Source organism: Aneurinibacillus uraniidurans (genome assembly GCF_028471905.1).
In the GTDB taxonomy this organism is placed as follows: domain Bacteria; phylum Bacillota; class Bacilli; order Aneurinibacillales; family Aneurinibacillaceae; genus Aneurinibacillus; species Aneurinibacillus uraniidurans.
In genome coordinates, this window is the sequence record NZ_CP116902.1 from 2,211,546 (window position 1) to 2,228,839 (window position 17,294).

General features: G+C 45.8%; 17 protein-coding genes. 2 read left to right on the forward strand and 15 right to left on the reverse strand.

Going from position 1 to position 17,294, the window contains the following annotated elements:
* Positions 1-2: 2 nt before the first annotated feature.
* The 9 genes from PO771_RS11045 to PO771_RS11085 all read right to left on the reverse strand — a co-directional run bounded on the left by PO771_RS11045 (position 3) and on the right by PO771_RS11085 (position 8,968).
* Positions 3-1,646, reverse strand: a complete 1,644-nt coding sequence (locus PO771_RS11045) for a PP2C family protein-serine/threonine phosphatase (protein WP_272559726.1) — start codon at positions 1,644-1,646, stop codon at positions 3-5.
* Entirely contained in the window at positions 1,643-2,515 is an 873-nt protein-coding gene (locus PO771_RS11050; RefSeq protein WP_272559727.1) for a PP2C family protein-serine/threonine phosphatase, read from the reverse strand. The genes PO771_RS11045 and PO771_RS11050 overlap by 4 nt, the downstream gene beginning before the upstream one ends.
* Positions 2,499-3,026 (reverse strand): FHA domain-containing protein, encoded by a 528-nt coding sequence (locus tag PO771_RS11055; protein ID WP_272559728.1) that lies wholly within the window; start codon positions 3,024-3,026, stop codon positions 2,499-2,501. The genes PO771_RS11050 and PO771_RS11055 overlap by 17 nt, the downstream gene beginning before the upstream one ends.
* A gap of 37 nt (positions 3,027-3,063) precedes the next feature.
* Positions 3,064-3,648 (reverse strand): FHA domain-containing protein, encoded by a 585-nt coding sequence (locus PO771_RS11060; RefSeq protein ID WP_272559729.1) that lies wholly within the window; start codon positions 3,646-3,648, stop codon positions 3,064-3,066.
* Positions 3,649-3,700: 52 nt separating this feature from the next.
* Positions 3,701-4,141, reverse strand: a complete 441-nt coding sequence (locus PO771_RS11065) for a J domain-containing protein (RefSeq protein WP_272559730.1) — start codon at positions 4,139-4,141, stop codon at positions 3,701-3,703.
* A 79-nt stretch (positions 4,142-4,220) separates the two neighbouring features.
* Entirely contained in the window at positions 4,221-4,646 is a 426-nt protein-coding gene (locus PO771_RS11070; RefSeq protein ID WP_272559731.1) for a membrane-associated protease 1, read from the reverse strand.
* A gap of 85 nt (positions 4,647-4,731) precedes the next feature.
* Positions 4,732-6,900 (reverse strand): transcriptional regulator, encoded by a 2,169-nt coding sequence (locus PO771_RS11075; RefSeq protein WP_272559732.1) that lies wholly within the window; start codon positions 6,898-6,900, stop codon positions 4,732-4,734.
* Positions 6,901-7,263: 363 nt separating this feature from the next.
* Positions 7,264-8,172 (reverse strand): serine/threonine protein kinase, encoded by a 909-nt coding sequence (locus PO771_RS11080; RefSeq protein ID WP_272559733.1) that lies wholly within the window; start codon positions 8,170-8,172, stop codon positions 7,264-7,266.
* A 7-nt stretch (positions 8,173-8,179) separates the two neighbouring features.
* A complete protein-coding gene (locus tag PO771_RS11085; RefSeq protein ID WP_272559734.1) occupies positions 8,180-8,968 on the reverse strand; it encodes an ABC transporter substrate-binding protein in 789 nt (262 codons plus the stop codon).
* A 170-nt stretch (positions 8,969-9,138) separates the two neighbouring features.
* On the opposite strand from PO771_RS11085, the gene PO771_RS11090 reads away from it, so the two are divergent.
* On the forward strand, positions 9,139-10,755 hold the full coding sequence (locus PO771_RS11090) for an ABC-F family ATP-binding cassette domain-containing protein (protein WP_272559735.1): 1,617 nt from the start codon (positions 9,139-9,141) through the stop codon (positions 10,753-10,755).
* A gap of 775 nt (positions 10,756-11,530) precedes the next feature.
* Here the strand turns inward: PO771_RS11090 and phoU are convergent.
* A complete protein-coding gene (gene phoU, locus PO771_RS11095; protein ID WP_272559736.1) occupies positions 11,531-12,175 on the reverse strand; it encodes a phosphate signaling complex protein PhoU in 645 nt (214 codons plus the stop codon).
* 205 nt (positions 12,176-12,380) lie between these two features.
* Between phoU and kapD the strand changes: the two genes are divergently transcribed.
* Positions 12,381-13,031, forward strand: a complete 651-nt coding sequence (gene kapD / locus PO771_RS11100) for a 3'-5' exonuclease KapD (protein ID WP_272559737.1) — start codon at positions 12,381-12,383, stop codon at positions 13,029-13,031.
* Between the two features lie 75 nt (positions 13,032-13,106).
* Here kapD and PO771_RS11105 read toward each other — a convergent pair whose 3' ends face one another.
* The 5 genes from PO771_RS11105 to PO771_RS11125 are packed head-to-tail and all read right to left on the reverse strand — an operon-like array spanning position 13,107 to position 17,285.
* Positions 13,107-13,949 carry a MetQ/NlpA family ABC transporter substrate-binding protein gene (locus PO771_RS11105; RefSeq protein WP_272559738.1) on the reverse strand — a complete coding sequence of 281 codons (843 nt, stop codon included), beginning with the start codon at positions 13,947-13,949 and terminating at the stop codon, positions 13,107-13,109.
* 27 nt (positions 13,950-13,976) lie between these two features.
* Positions 13,977-14,645, reverse strand: coding sequence for a methionine ABC transporter permease (locus PO771_RS11110; RefSeq protein WP_272559739.1), 669 nt, complete (start codon positions 14,643-14,645; stop codon positions 13,977-13,979).
* Positions 14,642-15,427 (reverse strand): methionine ABC transporter ATP-binding protein, encoded by a 786-nt coding sequence (locus PO771_RS11115; protein ID WP_272559740.1) that lies wholly within the window; start codon positions 15,425-15,427, stop codon positions 14,642-14,644. Before PO771_RS11115 ends, PO771_RS11110 begins: the two co-directional genes overlap by 4 nt.
* On the reverse strand, positions 15,424-16,773 hold the full coding sequence (locus PO771_RS11120) for an LLM class flavin-dependent oxidoreductase (protein ID WP_272559741.1): 1,350 nt from the start codon (positions 16,771-16,773) through the stop codon (positions 15,424-15,426). Before PO771_RS11120 ends, PO771_RS11115 begins: the two co-directional genes overlap by 4 nt.
* Entirely contained in the window at positions 16,770-17,285 is a 516-nt protein-coding gene (locus PO771_RS11125) for a GNAT family N-acetyltransferase (protein ID WP_272559742.1), read from the reverse strand. Before PO771_RS11125 ends, PO771_RS11120 begins: the two co-directional genes overlap by 4 nt.
* Between the last annotated feature and the right edge of the window lie 9 nt (positions 17,286-17,294).

Consider the following 17,294-nt stretch of genomic DNA (forward strand, 5'->3'; position numbering starts at 1 on the left):
TTTTACTTGGCTCCTCCCTTTGCAGCTGGCGCAGGGCTTGCTGGTGCAGGCGGTGGTTCTTGGGCGGCTTCTGCTCCTGCTTCCGCTGCTGGTGCCCCTCCCTTTGGAACCGGGTTAAGCTTTTCTTCTGCTTTTGTAATTTTCCGCTCCATGCCTAGCACTTTCTCTAGCATGTCGATATCCTGATACACTTCTTGAGCAAGAGAATACGATTGGATCGCTCCTTCGAAGTCTTCCTCCGCTAAGCTTTTGTCTCCCTTCTTCTCCAGCTTCTCGGCATCAAGCTGCTTCTTTTCCCGTTCAAGCTCAGTCAGCTTTCCTTCGACTTCTTCCAGCTTTGTCTTCGCTTCTTTTTCACCGTTGGCAAAGGAAGCGGTAACCGCAGCTTTTTTCGCTTTCAAGTAGAGGGTTCTAGCACCTACGTAATCTTGCTTTTCCGCCTTCATGTCACCATCTTTTATCCAGCCTAAAATCTGGGCGAAGGAACGACAGTTGTTTATCTTCTCATCCAGCTCTTTCTCATTAAAGTCTTTGCGCCCCTCGATTGCCTTCTTTGCTTTTTCATATTTGCTAATCGCTTTTACGTAGTCGCCATCTTTAACGAACGTGTCACCGTCTGTAATCAGCTCAGTTATACTCAGCTTTCTTCCGATCAGCTGGGTATGTACTTTATCTTTAACTTTGATTGCCGCATTCCGTGCTTCGCTGTATTCTTTCAAAGCTTTGGCATACTCTCCATCCTTAATGAAAGCATCGCCGTTTTTGTCATGCTCCAGCATACTGGATACTGCTTCGGCCTGGCGTTCTGCTGCTTTTATCTGGTACACAAGAGCCCCACCGCCTGTCAGCAGCAAAACAAACAGGATGAGGGCAATGCGCTTGATAAGCCTGATTTTTTTCGTCGGATCTTCTTTGTATACTTTCTTGACGAAAATAGCAGCCGCCGTATAGTTTTGGATGGTTTGCTTTTGCTTGCTGAGCAAGACTTCTTCGAGTGTATCAACGAGCTGCGCGGGTTCCTGTGCTTCTTCTGCTGCGTCAAGCATTTCGCTGTTATTTACTTCCTGCCATAGTCCAGATGTGCCAAGGAGAATCACATCCCCGTCCACAAGCTTGTATTTCTGGGATACGAACGGCTTGAACTCATCCGGCTTGCCCAGGTATTCAAGCAGATTGCCCCGTTCTTCATGTTCGTCAATTTTATCCGGGAAGATTTCTTCCCGATCTGCCATTGTTTGTGCCAAACTCTGATCCTTGCTGCGGAGATTCAACCGTCCATTGCGAAAGTGATACATCCGCGTATTCCCCGCCCCGGCCCAGATCATTCTAGAATAGTCGGTGACGACCATAATCAGACTTGCTTTAAGCCGCACCCGCACGCTCTCCTCCTGCAGCAAGCGGTGCGCCTGTTGTATGTATTTCTTAATTCTGAACCGCGACATAGTAGGTCGGTTCATAAAATTCCCGAGTACACTTTTGACCGCAATCTCCGCGCTTTCGATCTCCCGGTCTGAATCCAGCCCTTGTGCCAGCACCCAGCAGGCTTTGCCGTCGAGCTCGATAAAAGCAAAGTAGTCTTTGTTTGTCAGCAATGTACCAGCTTCAGACAGAAAGGATGTCTGAAACTCACTGTTGTCTTTTCTCATCCGTATCCCTGCTCTCCATCTTCTACAATGACAATCGTTGCGTTATCCTGATTCCGCAGTTTTTTACAGTCAATGACTTCAATAATGTTCTGTGCTGCATCATACGGAGAGGCAGCCTCCGCGAGAATGTATGCCATCTCGATTTCTGTTATGCTGTTGTACACACCGTCACTGCACAAAATGACCTTATCACCTTTGTACAAAGCAAGCGGCTGCTGGCCGATTTCAATGTTTTTAAAGCCTTCGTAGCCGATGTAATTGATTAACCTGTGCTTCAGCGGATTATTGAGTACGTCCTGCTTTGTGATCTGTCTGGCCAGGTATTGCTCATGCAGCACCGATTGCAGCACATGCTTCTGATTCACAGTCATGAAGTCCTGATTGCGAAAAATCTTGATCAGACTGTCGCCAACCGCTCCCCAGTACAAGTAACCGTCTGCGATTACCGCCGCTACAATCGTTGTTCCCCCTTTCGTTCCGCGCAGGGTGTGAATAATCTCACTGTTGCTTAGACGAGAAGCGCGGGCAAAGAAGCTCTCGATCTGTTCGATGCTAGTCAGCTTTTGGAACTCCTGGATGAATACATCTACCGCGATCGTACTGGCCAGCCTGCCATTGGCCAGCCCACTGATTCCATCAGCAAGCACGGCTATCGTGCCAAGTGGAGTTGTCGCAGTTGCGAAATAATCATCCTGTTCCGCACGCCTGCCAATCGTTTGTCCATTCCCAATCTGGAGCATCTGCTTCGGTTCCTCCATCAGCAAGCGCTGCCTTATGTACCATAAAACAAGAAGAATAATGATAAACACACCGATCATGCCCATCCCAATTCCTGCTTTCCCATTATGTTTATCACTCGGTACCGCCATTGCCTTCCCACTCGAAGTGAGCACCGCACAACGGAATAAAAATAAACTTGCTTCTGCCAAGCTCTAGTACGTCATACGCGGTTAGCTCTACCGGAGAGTACACGGCTTCGTTATTGTGGTAAGCAAGACCGGAGGCGTCTCCCGGCAGCAAATAAAAGTTCCGTTTTTTCGGATCGTAGACGATTACCGCATGATTTCGTCTTGATATCGCGTTATCACCGATGATCTGAATGTGCATCTCCTCCGCCCGGCCGATAAAGTTCTTCTCCGCCATAATGCGATAATCCTGACCGAGCTGCGGTCCTTCTATGCAAACAAGCCAGCCGGTCACCGGCTCGATTCCGTCCATTTCCCCGAGGTATGGCATCGTTTTTTCATCTTCCTCTGCCATCATCATTCTTCTTCCTTCATTCTTCGCGCCTGCTTCTACCGAGATGTTGCAATAGGGGCATGTACTGCCGTGTTTTCTTGTACTAAACATGTGTCCATTTGCGCATCGTGCCAAACTCATATCATTCATTCCCCCGTCTACTTTAAGTCAAGACCTCTTATGTAAGCATGATTCGTGTATTCGCTATGTAAATCGTATCCCCGGCACCAATCGGATGCGGTGAATGGTCCTGCAGCTTGCTTTTTTGATCGGTATGAGCTTTCTGAATTCCAGTCCCATTCTTTGAATCGATGTCTTCGATATACCAGCAGCCGGCAGAATAATTCAGCACGGCATGCTGCTTGCTGATAAGTGATGCATATTCGGTTTTTGATAGATCAATATCTACTTCGTTTTGCTTTGAGCCTTTGCCAATTAATAGAGAGGTCATCCCCTGGATCGGCCACTCGCGTACATGTTCTCCTTCTTCATCTAAGAGAACAAGCTTCGTAATTTCGCTGCTGATTTCTTCCTGGTACTCGATATATTCATATTTTTTCACGGCATACACAGCAAGCAGCGCGATGAAAAAGAGTGTTGCTACAATTTTGATTCCGTTATGTTCGTTTATAAAATAGATGTAGATAAGTGCAGCTAGTATCACGATCAAAATCATACGATCCACGATCTTAATCTGGCGTGCTCGCTCTGTGCCAACATCCGTTGTATCTGTACGCAGCCAAAAGCTGGCTTTCTGCTTCATGTTTTATGCCTCCGTTTCCCCTTACACCGCACAGCCGGCCTCTCTTGAGCCATTACTTTTTCTTGACGCGAAAAAATTGCTCAAACAAATCTGTTGTATCAAACGGATTGTCTGCTTTCTTGTCGTGAGATACCCGTTCCTTTGTTTTAGGGTTAAAACCAAAAAAACGCTCAAAGCTTTTCCCCACATCCTCCATATCAAATCCCTGATCGACATGGGAGTATTGACGGGATTCTGTTTTGCTGCTTGAGCTGCCTGTAAAGCCAGGATTCGGGTTCTTCCTGCCATCAAGTCGATCATCATATGCCTGCCGAAGTGATTCATCATGCAATGTCCGATATGCCTCGTTCACATCTTTAAACATTGCTTCTGCTTCGCTGCTTCCACCATTAACATCAGGATGGTACCGCTTGGCCAGCTTACGGTATGCTTTTCTGATCTCATCTGCGGAAGCCTGTCTGGAAACTCCCAGAATTTCATAGTAATTTTTCATCGTTTCCATCCTTTATAGATAGAGGGAATTCCGGGAACATTCCCGGAAACCCCTCTTTTGTGTGAAATACCAGATATCGTTAGACAGCGTAGCCGCCTTCGATTTTGGCCATTTCGGTTTTGTCTTTTTTCTGCTTAATGAACAGTGTGAAGGTACCTACACCCTCGGTATCTCCAAATCGTTCTGTATAATCAACTACGAATGCATTCGGGAAGTGAATTTTTCGGATTACTTGATCCGCCGCAATCACTTCAAGCGTGGCTTTGCGGTAACAATCGGCCTTCTCAGCCGGAACGAGTGACCACAGGGCAAGCTTCATTGTATCGTCAGCGTTATCGCCATCTGTTGCTGTGATGATCTTGCCTGTAATTCTGAGCGTAGCACCCACATCTGTGGATCGTGCGTTTGAATCATCCGGTGTATCTGTGTCGTATGTTACCGTCATGATGTTGTCCATTCCTAGCTCGATTGTTTCGGCTCCTTCAATGTGGAGTTTGAAACCCATTGCCATAACCTCCTTAGAATTGTGCGTAATATATTTATGTAAAAGGCATGCTCATAAGAGCAGCCTTTAACACCAGAACATGGGGCTACACTTTAGCTGCAGCGGTCCCTTTGGTAATCGTGACTTCAAGGTTCTTCACATTGCCATTAAATACAAGGTCGATATGACACAGGTTGCTTTTCTCATCGATGACGTAGTTCATGTCATCTCCGTCATGAATAATGGAGTTGATATATCCTTTTGCATTCAGCCACTTGCTCTTCTGACTGCTCGGATTGTTGCTGAAGAACCGCACGATATTATCGTGTTTGAAGTCGCCAGTCTGGAAGCGAAGCAGACGCTCGATGTATGTGCTGACGAGCGTTTTATAGATCGAATCGAATCCGTCTTCCGTCATCGCCATGCTTCGTGCTTTATACACGGTAATTCGCTTGACGTCTCTGCCTTGTACTTGCGCATTTTCAGACGAGAAAACAAATCCGAAGTTTCGACGATTAATCGCATCCTTAATGCTGTTGGTAAACCCGGAGATTTCTTTCGCCATCGTTGTCACGACACGCAGACCATTGTCCCCGCCTTCAATATCGAAGCGCACACCCGGATATTCCCGGCTGACATTGCGGAATGCTTCTTTCAGGAATTCCGGACACTGATAGGCAGCCACAAGTCCAGCGGCTACATAGCTAGCCCCGACATATACGCCTTCAATCCACAGCTTCAAGATATCTTCTTTTTCCTGCGAGATTTTAACCCCGTCTTCGGTTTGCAACATTCGGCTGTCGATGACCACACCGGATTTATCTTTCGGAATAATCGTGAAATTAGGCATGCATGGAATCGCAAATTCACTATAATCCTTGCGAAGCAGGACCGAGCATTTATCCATGTATTTATCGATACCTGACGTTGCCATCGTGTTGAACGTTGTCTCTTCTCCTGCTGCGAAGTTGAAAAAGATCTGGATTTTATAATCTTTTACCACATGCAAAAGCATAGCGAGAGATTCCATCGTATTTCCATCTTGCTTCACAACTTTTTGGTTTCCACGGAAGCGTTCACGACTTACTTTCGCATTCCCGGAATGCTCCAGTTCAACAGCTGGCACGATCCCGAACCAGATTGTATCTGTAAAATCATTTTTCGAGTTTACTGTGTTCAGATACGTTTCAAGTCGTGGGATGTTATTGCTTTTCACTGTCATATCAAGTTTCGCATTCGTAATAAGAAGCGATGGTACCATGCCTTTGTTTTTCGTTGCATATTGATCGAAGAACATTTTGACACCAAGTAGTTTTTCTACCAATGGCTTCACGGTTTTTACGAAGTCGTCCTTGGAATTTTTATAGAATTCCAGATATGTATTGTAGTTCTGGATTTCTGTTTCTACATCAACCTCGTTCCGTACAGCAGGTAACGGGCAAAATGTACGGACAACAAGGTCTTTTACATAAGAGGACGATGTGTCCGTAACCGCTTCATAATCTTCCTCGAAAATAGCGGCTAGCTCTCCGCTTCCATTCTGATCCACAACCATCAGTTCTGCGCTTTCATTCTTAGGGGCTTCGATGATTTTTAACTCCCCGTTATCCCCAATGCTTAACATACCGATTGTGACGGCTTCTGACTGGTTTTCTTCCTGGCCGGCTCCGAGCAGAAGGCGTGTTTTGATATCATCGATGGCGAGCGGTAGCATAGCCATTACATTGTTGTAATTCCGGCTGGCATCTTCAAACATGTTGTTGAGCTTATCACCCATATCAAGCTTTTTCGGATCACCATCGTCAAGCTGATCATATTGTCCGTACAAATAATGGATTTCCTTCCGCACCTGCCGGATGTCATCCATTACTTTTTTCGGAGAAATCATATCGAGTAAATTTTCGAATTTAAAATCAACATTCGTAATTCCCTGAATTCTTTTTGTATCAATAAGCGTGAAGAGCATTTTGAGGAAATCATTATTCTGATCAATGCTGATTTCAGATATGGCACTGGCATCGATGCCTTCCGGTTTCCTCAAGGTATACATAACTTTCTGATTGGCTGCGTTATAGAATGAATATACCGTGGGCGAAAACTTGTCCAAAAATTCGTCAAAGCTTTTTACTACGAGAGTTTCGTTAATCTCTTTAATTTTGTCGTCACTTAAACTATCAATTCCTTTTACATCTCCAACAATCGTTATGAGATCAAGCTTTTCCGGATTGATTTCTTCGAACAAAATCGTTCGGTTCGTCTGATGAATAATTTCCATAAGCTTTTCCCCTCTGCTTTTCGACATAATATACAGTTACATACTCACATAGAAAAATATAGAATATAATTCCCAAAATTTCTCTAGTACTTTTTTCTTTATTTTACCTTTATTATACAAATCAAGAAGGTAAAACCTGTAATGTACCATATAAATCCATTTTTATCAGCTTGTTTTTACATTTATATGTATTTTTGGTTATAAAATAGTAGTTCATGAATATGCAACAGGAGGTAATACCCAAAAATAAACCATACAAAAAATTACAAATTTCACAAAAGAAATTTGTTGAAATTTGTAAATGAAAATAAAACAGCCTTTGACCTACATGGTCAAAGGCTGTTTTACAAAAAGTAGAAGGGTCTAAAGTCCCTTTTTAAAATTCTTCATTTTCAGAAATATGTACTCAGCTACGGCAGACGTACGCAAAAGCGAGAGTGATAAAGTTCGTCTACGATAATCAACTACCAAGCCTTTCATCACGATATAAGAGAAAAAAGACGATACTTTCCTATTCTGATCCTTAATCGCTACAAGATTATCTTCAATCATTCGCTGTGCCACATCAAGAGGAGGCTTCCCGCTCAAACAATAATAAATAGTAGCGGACAGGCTGTATACATCTGAATATACCCCCTGCCGACTTCTTGCTGAATAAAATTCTAGAGGAGAAAACCCAACTGTCGTAAAAATCTCGTACTGATCGGCAGATGTATAATATACAGCCGAACCGAAATCGAGAAGCTTCAGTTGTCCTTCTTTTGTACATAAAATATTTGCTGGCTTTATATCACGATGAAGGATGCCTTTTTTGTGAAGAGCACAGACAGCATCTAGCAGCGGTAGCAAGATATGTTTGAAGAAATCGGACGGACAGTAGCTGTCTACTTGCTTGATGTATCGATCCAATGTCCACCCTCGGCAATATTCCGTTACAATATATCCCGTGCCGTTCTCTTCGAAATGGTCCATATATGTAACAATATTCCGATGCTGTATGTCTTTCAAAATACGTGCTTCTCGGAAAAATGATGCTTTCAATTCCTCATATTTCTGTTCGAGAGACGGACGTCGACATAGCACCGTTCTTTGATCGAGATCTCGCAAAGTTAACTGCCTTGAAAACCACTCCTTAATGATGCAATATTCTTTGCTCACGATGTGGCGTCCGATATATACAATCGAAAGATCACTACAAGCAATCATTCTCTTCACTTGATATGTACGGTTAAGAATCGTATTTTTTTTCAGTCCCATTTCCCGTTCAAGCACCGCTATCCTACACCTCTCCGACCAGCTTCCGCAAATAATCCGCTGCTGCAATCATCCGTGAGCCATACCATGAAAACATCTCTCCATCCACCAGCACAACCGTACTGTCTGGGAACCGTGCCGCAAGCTCCTCCTGATGCTTCTCTGTAAACGGAAACGGCTCCGATGACAGGAACAAATAATCCGGGGCCGCCGCACGAATCTCTTCTTCCGTCACCGTCGGATAGCGGCCTTCTGCCTCCGCAAACACATTCACAAATCCGCAGCGCGAAAGCAGCGAGTGAATATACGTATGATCTCCCGCGACCATATAAGGATTTTGCCAGATGAAATAGGCTGCACGCACACCGTCTACATATGCCAGCTCCGCAAATCCTGCTTCAATCTCGCTAGTAATCTGCTTCGCTTCCCCACGTGCACCGACAACTTTACCAAGATCTCGGATCATATAAAGCGCATCCTCATACGTCTCCACATCCGTCACATATACCGGATACGATTCTGCGAGGCGCTCAACCATCTCTTTCGGATTCTCTTCTTTCTCGGCAATAATCAAGTCCGGAGCAAGCGATGCGAGTACATCGTCTTTGACCTGCTTCGTACCGCCGACACGCACAACATCTGCAAGCGCCTCCGCCGGGTGAATACAGAACTGCGTTCGTCCAACTACTCGCTCCCCTACGCCAAGCGCAAACAACGTCTCGGTCAGCGATGGGCAAAGCGAAACAATCCGCTTAGGTGGAAATGGAACGGCAACTGACCGCCCCAGATGATCAAAAACATGCTTGATCGTCATACAAATTCTCCTTCCAACTGCTTGATGTATTCGCATAGTCCGATTTGTTTCTCTTTTCCTTATCGTAGCACAAACGCTAGTGTCCCGGCTCTATTTTTCACATATCACAGGATATGATATAATATATAGTTGGTATATAAATCTGCAAATAAAAGGATGGAGATACATACATGATCAGCACAACTGGTCTTACGCTGCGCTACGGGACCCGCGCCCTGTTCACCGATGTAAACATTAAATTCACGCCGGGCAACTGCTACGGCTTAATCGGCGCAAACGGCGCTGGAAAGTCGACGTTTCTCAAAATTTTGTCTGGTGAGATTGAGGCGTCAAGCGGTCAGGTGAACATTACACCGGGCGAGCGCCTGGCAATTCTGAAACAGAACCATTTTGAATTCGATGAGTTCGAAGTGCTCAAAACGGTTATCATGGGCCACCGTCGTCTCTACGAAATTATGGTTGAAAAAGATGAGCTGTACGCGAAACCAGACTTCTCCGATGAAGATGGCATTCGCGCTTCTGAACTGGAAGGCGAATTCGCGGAGCTGAACGGCTGGCAGGCGGAAGCGGAAGCAGCCGAGATGCTGATGGGTCTTGGCATTCCGGTTGATCTGCATGATAAACTGATGCAAGATTTGGACGGAAGCCAGAAGGTCCGTGTTCTGCTTGCACAAGCACTGTTCGGCAATCCAGACATTCTACTGCTCGATGAGCCGACCAACCATTTGGATCTCGAATCGATCCAATGGCTGGAGAACTTCCTATATAATTATGAAAATACCGTAATCGTCGTATCCCATGACCGTCACTTCTTAAACAAAGTATGTACGCATATCGCCGATATCGACTTTGGAAAAGTTCAAATGTACGTAGGTAACTACGATTTCTGGTATGAATCCAGCCAGCTAGCATTGAAGCTTGCAAAAGACGCAAACAAGAAAACGGATGAAAAGCGCAAAGAGTTAGAAGCGTTCATTCGCCGTTTCAGCTCGAACGCATCCAAAGCAAAACAGGCAACATCGCGGAAAAAGCAGCTTGATAAGCTGACGCTTGAAGACATTAAACCATCTTCTCGCCGCTATCCGTATATTAATTTCAAAGCGGAGCGCGAAGCTGGGAAAGATATTCTGAGCGTACGCGATTTGTCAAAAACAATCGAGGGCGAGAAAGTGCTCGATAACGTAAGTTTTACCGTGAATAAAGGCGATAAAATTGCGCTCGTTGGTCAAAGTGAGCTAGCTCGCACGACGCTGATGCAGATTGTAATGGGCGAAGTGGAAGCAGATGCTGGTGAATTCACATGGGGCGTGACAACGTCACAGGCGTATTTCCCGAAAGACAATGCGGAATACTTCGAAGGCTGCGACCTGAATCTCGTCGACTGGCTGCGTCAGTATTCACACGATCAGGATGAAACATTCGTACGCGGCTTCCTTGGTCGGATGCTGTTCTCCGGTGAAGAAGCACTGAAAAAAGCAAGCGTACTGTCCGGGGGCGAGAAAGTTCGCTGCATGCTGTCACGCATGATGCTCAAGGGCGCAAACGTCCTGCTGCTGGATGAACCAACGAACCACCTTGACCTCGAATCGATCACAGCACTTAATAACGGCCTGATGGAATTCGACGGCACGATCATCTTCGACTCGCATGACCATCAGTTCGTACAGACCGTTGCCAACCGTGTCATCGAGATTACGCCGAACGGGCTGATCGACAAGCAAATGGAGTATGATGAGTACCTTGCAAACGATGAAGTAAAAGCACTGCGTGAGAAAATGTATAGCTAGAATGTGAGAATAAGCTGCCCCAAAAGCCAGGACATGGCGAACGGGGCAGCTTTTTTTGTGATATCGACAACGTGTGGTGGGGAGGGAGTGGGAGAAGGGAGGAGCCGTTCGCTTCGGTACGCTTGCAGGGAAGTATAGACTGTCCGCTCCGGGAGCCCGACGAACTCGCCCGCAAAGAAAAGCCTGTGATGCTCTTTCACTGAAGGATTGCGGGCAAAGGCCCGTTCGCCGTTCTCCCTCCGCTGAGTAGGCGCGTACAGGCGCTCTCTTGCTCCTCCCTTCTCCCACTCCCCGCACAACGTTTCGATTTACAAAAAAACTCTCGCCGCCAGAATGAATTTGCTCGGTAGCCACCGACCCTTCGCAAGACCATTTCTTTATTTTTTACCTGCATAGCAAAGCTCAGCATTTTGATTATTCTTGATGATTTTCATCTAAAGTGTGCTAGGAGCGGGATCGGGCGGGGCAGCGGAACGCCTGTACGCGCCTGCTTAGCGGAAGGGGTCAGACGAACGATTTTTGTCCACAACGCTTCGGTGTATATGCATCGCAGAAATCTTTTGTGGGCGAGTTCGTCTGGCACCTGGAGCGGACAGCCTCTACTTCATAGCAAGCGTACCGAAGTGACGAGGCCCCGCCCGATCCCGCTCCTCTACCACACGTTGGAGAAAACCACCTCCAAGAAAAGAAAGAGGCTGCCTCAGCCGCTGTGTTACAGCTTTCGAGACAGCCTCTTACTTTTTTATGAAGCTTGTGACTAGCAAACTATGAACGTCTAGTGATTCAAATCCGCAATATGCCCGGTTTTCATATAGAGGGTCCATTCCCCAATGTTAGTGGCATGATCGCCGATCCGCTCGAGGGCATGGAGAAGCTTGATATACTGGATCGCTTCCCGGAAGTGCTGCGGTTCTTTTTCAAGCAGCGATTCAAGCATTTCAACGTTACGACGATGCAATCCATCAATTACATCATCCATATCATTCAAAGTATGAAGCGGATTGATATCTTCTTTTTCGAACGCCTGAATGGTCGTATCAAGAATGCCTTTCACTGCATCTGCCATATCCATGATCGTAAACAGCGGCAGCGTTTTGTCCGTTTTATCCATTCGGATAATCGCATCCGCCATGTCTACTGCTTGGTCACCAATGCGCTCGAGATCCGTTACGATTTTCAAATATGCTCCAACCGTGCGCATGTCTCCTGCTACCGGAGCCTGTAAAGCGATCAGGCTAAGGCTGTGCTTAGATACGCTATCCGTTAAAGCATTCGCTTCTTCATCTTGTGCAGTAACCTCACGAGCCAGTTCGGCATTTTTCTGCTCAAATGCCTGGGTAGCCTGCAAGAAATGGCCCCGTACCATATAAGCCAGCTCAATAATTTGTTGTTTTACTTGTTCAAATGAATGTGTCTGCATGAAACATGTCGCCCCTTCTGCTCGATTCCTTACTTCCTCATAATAATGAAGAAACGAGGAAATGCGGGCGAATTTTACTATTCTTTACACCTTCTTTACATTGTGGACGAATCGTTAAGAAATTAATTCCTTTCTGTGCAATTGACGGATTAAATTTTCAGAAATACAATGAATGGAAAGAAGCGTACAGAAACGGGGAAATGGTATGAAAAACCAGTATATTTTTCTGGATTTTGAATTTACGACATTTGAGAAGAAAGAGGCCCCACGCGGATTTTTTCATGAAGTCATTGAAGCAGGGATGATTGTCGTAAAAGAAGAGGAAATCGTCGACACGTATTCATCCCTTGTGACCCCTGTGTTTTTTCCTGAACTTGGTGAGAAATGTCGAACGTTAACGGGCATTACACAGGATGATGTACAGAACGGAATTCCATTTGACCATATGATTATGGAACTGCTATCCCGCTACGAACCTGAACGAACGACGCTCGTGACATGGGGCGATCTCGATATTAAAGGGCTGCGCCGTAACTGTCGGGAGCATAAGGTGAAATTTCCATTCTCCGTTATGCTTGATGACTGGCTTGATCTGTCTAAAGCGTATCAGTTTTACTACGGGCATAAAGATACACCTGGACTGTGGGCCGCCCTGACGAAGTACGGACTCGCTGATAAAGCGCAGGCACACCGGGCGCTTGATGATGCAGTCGCTACTTTTAAGGTGATGCGGCAGATGGAACAGGACAGCTGGGTGTACGACCCGAAAAAACCGACGATGCAAACATCCATTGCCGACTTGATGGGCGGCAGTAACATGGCGCTGCTTGAAAAATTACGACAGCAGCTCTCCTAATGAAAAACTCTCCCGCTACCATGCATACGGGAGAGTTTTTTCATTAGGGTATCATCGCATAAGCATCTGCTCCGATTAAAAGGCAGGAACCACCGCTACACCGTATTTGTCCTCGATAAATTTCTTCACCTCAGGCGAAGTCAGCGCAGCATCTAGCTTTTTGATCTCATCCCGGTTTTCATCCCCTTTTCGGACCACGACAATATTAGCATACGGCGAGTTTTTATCTTCGCGGAACAGGGCCGTTTTTGGATCAATTTTCGCTTCGAGAACGATATTTGTATTGATAATGGCACCATCAAGGTCCGGGAGCGCTCGTACAAGCGTTGGTGTTTCTGCTTCCTCGAATTTCAGCTTTTTCGGATTCTCAACAATGTCTTTCGGTGTTGCTTCGTATGTAGAAAGACCATCACGCAGCTTGATTAATCCTTGCTGCTGCAAAAGTGACAGGGCTCTGTATTCATTCGACGGATTGTTCGGAATGCCAATTTTCGCCCCCTCTTTAATTTCAGCCTTCGATTTAAGTTTGTTTGAGTAGAATCCAATCGGCTCTACGTGAACTTTGACCGCTGGGACGAGATCATACCCTTTTTCTTTTTTCACGGACTCAAGATACGGAACATGCTGGAAGTAGTTCGCATCGATTTGTTTATCATTTAGCGCCGGATTTAATTGCTCCTCACTATCAAGAATGACAACCTCCAGGTTAATCCCTTCTTCTTTCAATTTCGGTTTGATCGAATTCAGAATTTCTGCGTGTGGTACGGCTGCTGCTCCTACTTTCAAGGTCACTTCCTTTTTCGTATCGGATTTCTCAGTCGCATTGCTGTTCACCGCCGCACTTGAACCGCAACCAGCCGCAAAAAGACTTACTGTCGTAAATAAAGCAGCAATAACCCCAAGATTTCTCTTTTTCATGTATATTCACCTATCCCTTTGCATTTTTTATTCGAATTTATATCGTTTCTTATTAATCGATCTGGCGATAGAATCCCCCGTCCATTGAATGACTTGCACGAGAATAATAATTAAAATGACCGTTGAAAATAATACATCTTCCCGGAATCGTTGGTAACCGAAACGTACAGCCAGGCTACCCAAGCCGCCTGCACCAATGGCGCCTGCGACCGCAGTAAACTCTATAATGCCGATAATCCCAATCGTCATGCCACGCACAAGTGTCGGCAATGCTTCCGGGATCAGTACGTTAAAAATAATCGTCCGATTCGAAGCCCCCATTGATTTGGCCGCTTCAATCTTCCCGCTACTGACTTCCTTTAAAGAGTTTTCAATAATTCGTCCGAGAAAAGGGGCTGCTCCAATCGAGAGCGATAGAATCGCTGCTGTCGGTCCCAGCGTTGTGCCGATAAGCAAACGAGAAAGTGGCAACAACAGGACAACTAGTATAATGAAAGGAAGGGAACGAACGCTATTAATAATCGTACTGATGACTTTATTCAATCGGGGCGCTTCAAAAATCCCCCCCTTATCTGTGGCGACTAACGTAACACCTAATGCAACCCCGATCAATGTGGCAAATAAAGACGACCAGAATACCATATATAACGTTTCGCAAAGCCCTTCCCAAAGCAGACCTACCAAATCGTCTCTCATATTCCCGCCCCCATGCCGTCCATGATCGTACGTGTGTCACGGTAATGCTGAATAATTCGAACGAAGCGTTTTGCCGTCTCGCTTTTCGGGTGCAAGAAAAACGTATCTACCAAACCGGTCTCCACGATTCTTCCCCCTTCCATAACGGCCATGTTATGACAAATATGCTGCAATACGTCCAGCTCATGTGTAATCAGGACAATCGTTACATTAAGCTGGCGATTAATATCTTGAAGCAGTTCGAGAATCGAATACGTTGTCTGGGGATCAAGCGCTGATGTTGCTTCATCGCACAGCAGCACATGCGGGTCATTTACGAGTGCCCGCGCGATACCAACTCGCTGCTTTTGCCCACCTGAGAGTTGAGATGGGTATGCCTGCTCTTTATCATGCAGTCCAACAAGCTCTAGCATCTCTCTAACTCGCTGCTCGATATATGATTTCTCATAGCCTGCTATTTGCAACGGAAACGCAACATTTTCAAAAACGGTCTTAGAATCGAGCAAATTGAACTGCTGAAACACCATCCCAATCTTCTGCCGTGCCTGCTGAAGCTCTTTCTGCCCCAGGTCCGTAATGACAGTGCCTTCAATCTCGATCCTTCCTGAGTCAGGTTCTTCAAGTCGGTTAAGGCAGCGAATCAGGGTTGATTTCCCTGCTCCGCTGAACCCGATAATCCCGAAAATATCTCCTGTTTCAATCGTCAAATTAATATTTTCTAACGCTGTGACTGTACTCGTTGCTGTTCGGTATACTTTATTCACATCTTGAATCACGATCATGTATTCACCTGATGACGTTCTTGTGTAAAACGATTGATTGGTTTTGGCAAATTAAAATGTTCTCGAAGCGTGTCTCCTTCATACTCGGTACGAAACAACCCGCGTTCCTGCAGCAACGGCACTACACTATTCACGAAATCTTCCAAAACATCTGGTAAAAGAGGTGCCATCAACATAAAGCCGTCCGCCGCTCTTTCGGTGAACCATCTCTCAAGCGTACTGGCTATTTTTTCAGGTGTTCCGACAAGATCAGGATCAGTAAACGAACCCGTCAGAATCGAATAAACCTCTCTAAGCGTAATCCCTTCCCTGGCAATCGCCTGTTGATGCTTCTTATAATCGGATTTCGTCTCCGACAGATTACCAAGTCCAAGGTCAGACGCTTTGGAATCAAGTGTCACGCCAGTAAAATCAACATCTTTGAAATAATCAGCCAGAAATGCCAACCCTTTTTCTTCTATTATAAGAGACTCCAAATACGCAAATTTTTGCTCGGCTTCCTCCTGTGTCGCTCCGATCACAGGTGATATGCCCTGTAAAACATACACATCATTCGGCGAACGTCCGACGTCAGCGACTTTTTTCTTGAAAGAACGGTAGTACTCTTTCGCTTCCTCGATGTTGTATTTAATCGAAAATGCAACTTCTGTTACACCCGCAGCGAAGTTCTGCCCAGATTCTGAGTTACCTGCCTGCACAAATACAGGATAGCCCTGTCTAGAGCGTGCAATATTAAGCGGACCTTGCACAGAGAAGAACTCTCCTTCGTGGTTAATACGATGCAGCTTCGTTCGATCAAAAAACTCACCACTTTCTTTGTCCCGAATAAAGGCGTCATCTTCCCACGAATCCCACAACCCTTTGACGACTTCGAGAAACTCTTTTGCTCGCTCATATCGCAAGCTATGGTTGTAATGCTCAGTCCGGCTAAAGTTTAATGCGGTATTGTTAGACAAGTCCCGTGTCGTAACAATATTCCAGCCTACTCTTCCGTTGCTGATATGATCCGCCGATAAAAACTGACGGGCCAGATTGTACGGTTCCGAATACGACGTAGAGACTGTTGCGACAAGCCCAATCCTAGAGGTAGCCCCGGCCAGTGCCGTAATCAGTGTAATCGGCTCATAGCGGTTCAAAATATTTACCTGGGATTCTTCATTAATCGCCAGACTATCAGCAAGAAAAGCGAAGTCAAACTTCCCACGCTCGGCAAGCTGCGCCAATTTTTTATAATAAGCCAGATCAATGCTTGCATCTGGCTGCGCGTTCGGATGTCTCCATGACGCAACATGCATACCGGTTCCTACCAGGAAAGCAGATAACTTAATTTGTCGGTTTTGGGTCATCGTAATGCCTCCTTGTTATATAGTGTCGGGTTCACTACCTTGCGTAAAAAAACAACTTTCCCAAGCACATTGTTGTCGTATTCATAGAACCGTTCATACCCTTTGCGCTCATACATCGGAATGAGCCACGGGTGTTTCTCGGCAGTCGCTAAGGTAACAGCAGGTGCTTGTAGGGTATCCCGAACAAATACCTCTTCAGCCCATGTGATTAGCTGATTGCCGATGCCTTTGCCTGCATAAGCCGGATCGACTGCAAACCAGCGTATGTACGGAAGGTCGGTCACATCTTTCATTTCATCGAATACGCCCACGGTAATGGTCGCAATGATTATGCCCTCTTCCTCCCATACAAAACAATCATGCTTCTTTATATTGTTTTGCACCATTTCCAGATCAGCTTGTGCCGTTGGAAACAAAATGCCCATGTCAAGAGCTGGGCCATACGCTGCAAGTGTAAGAGTAAGCAAGCGTTCCGCATCCTTTAGTGTAGCCAGGCGAATGTTGCTGTTCATTGTATCACC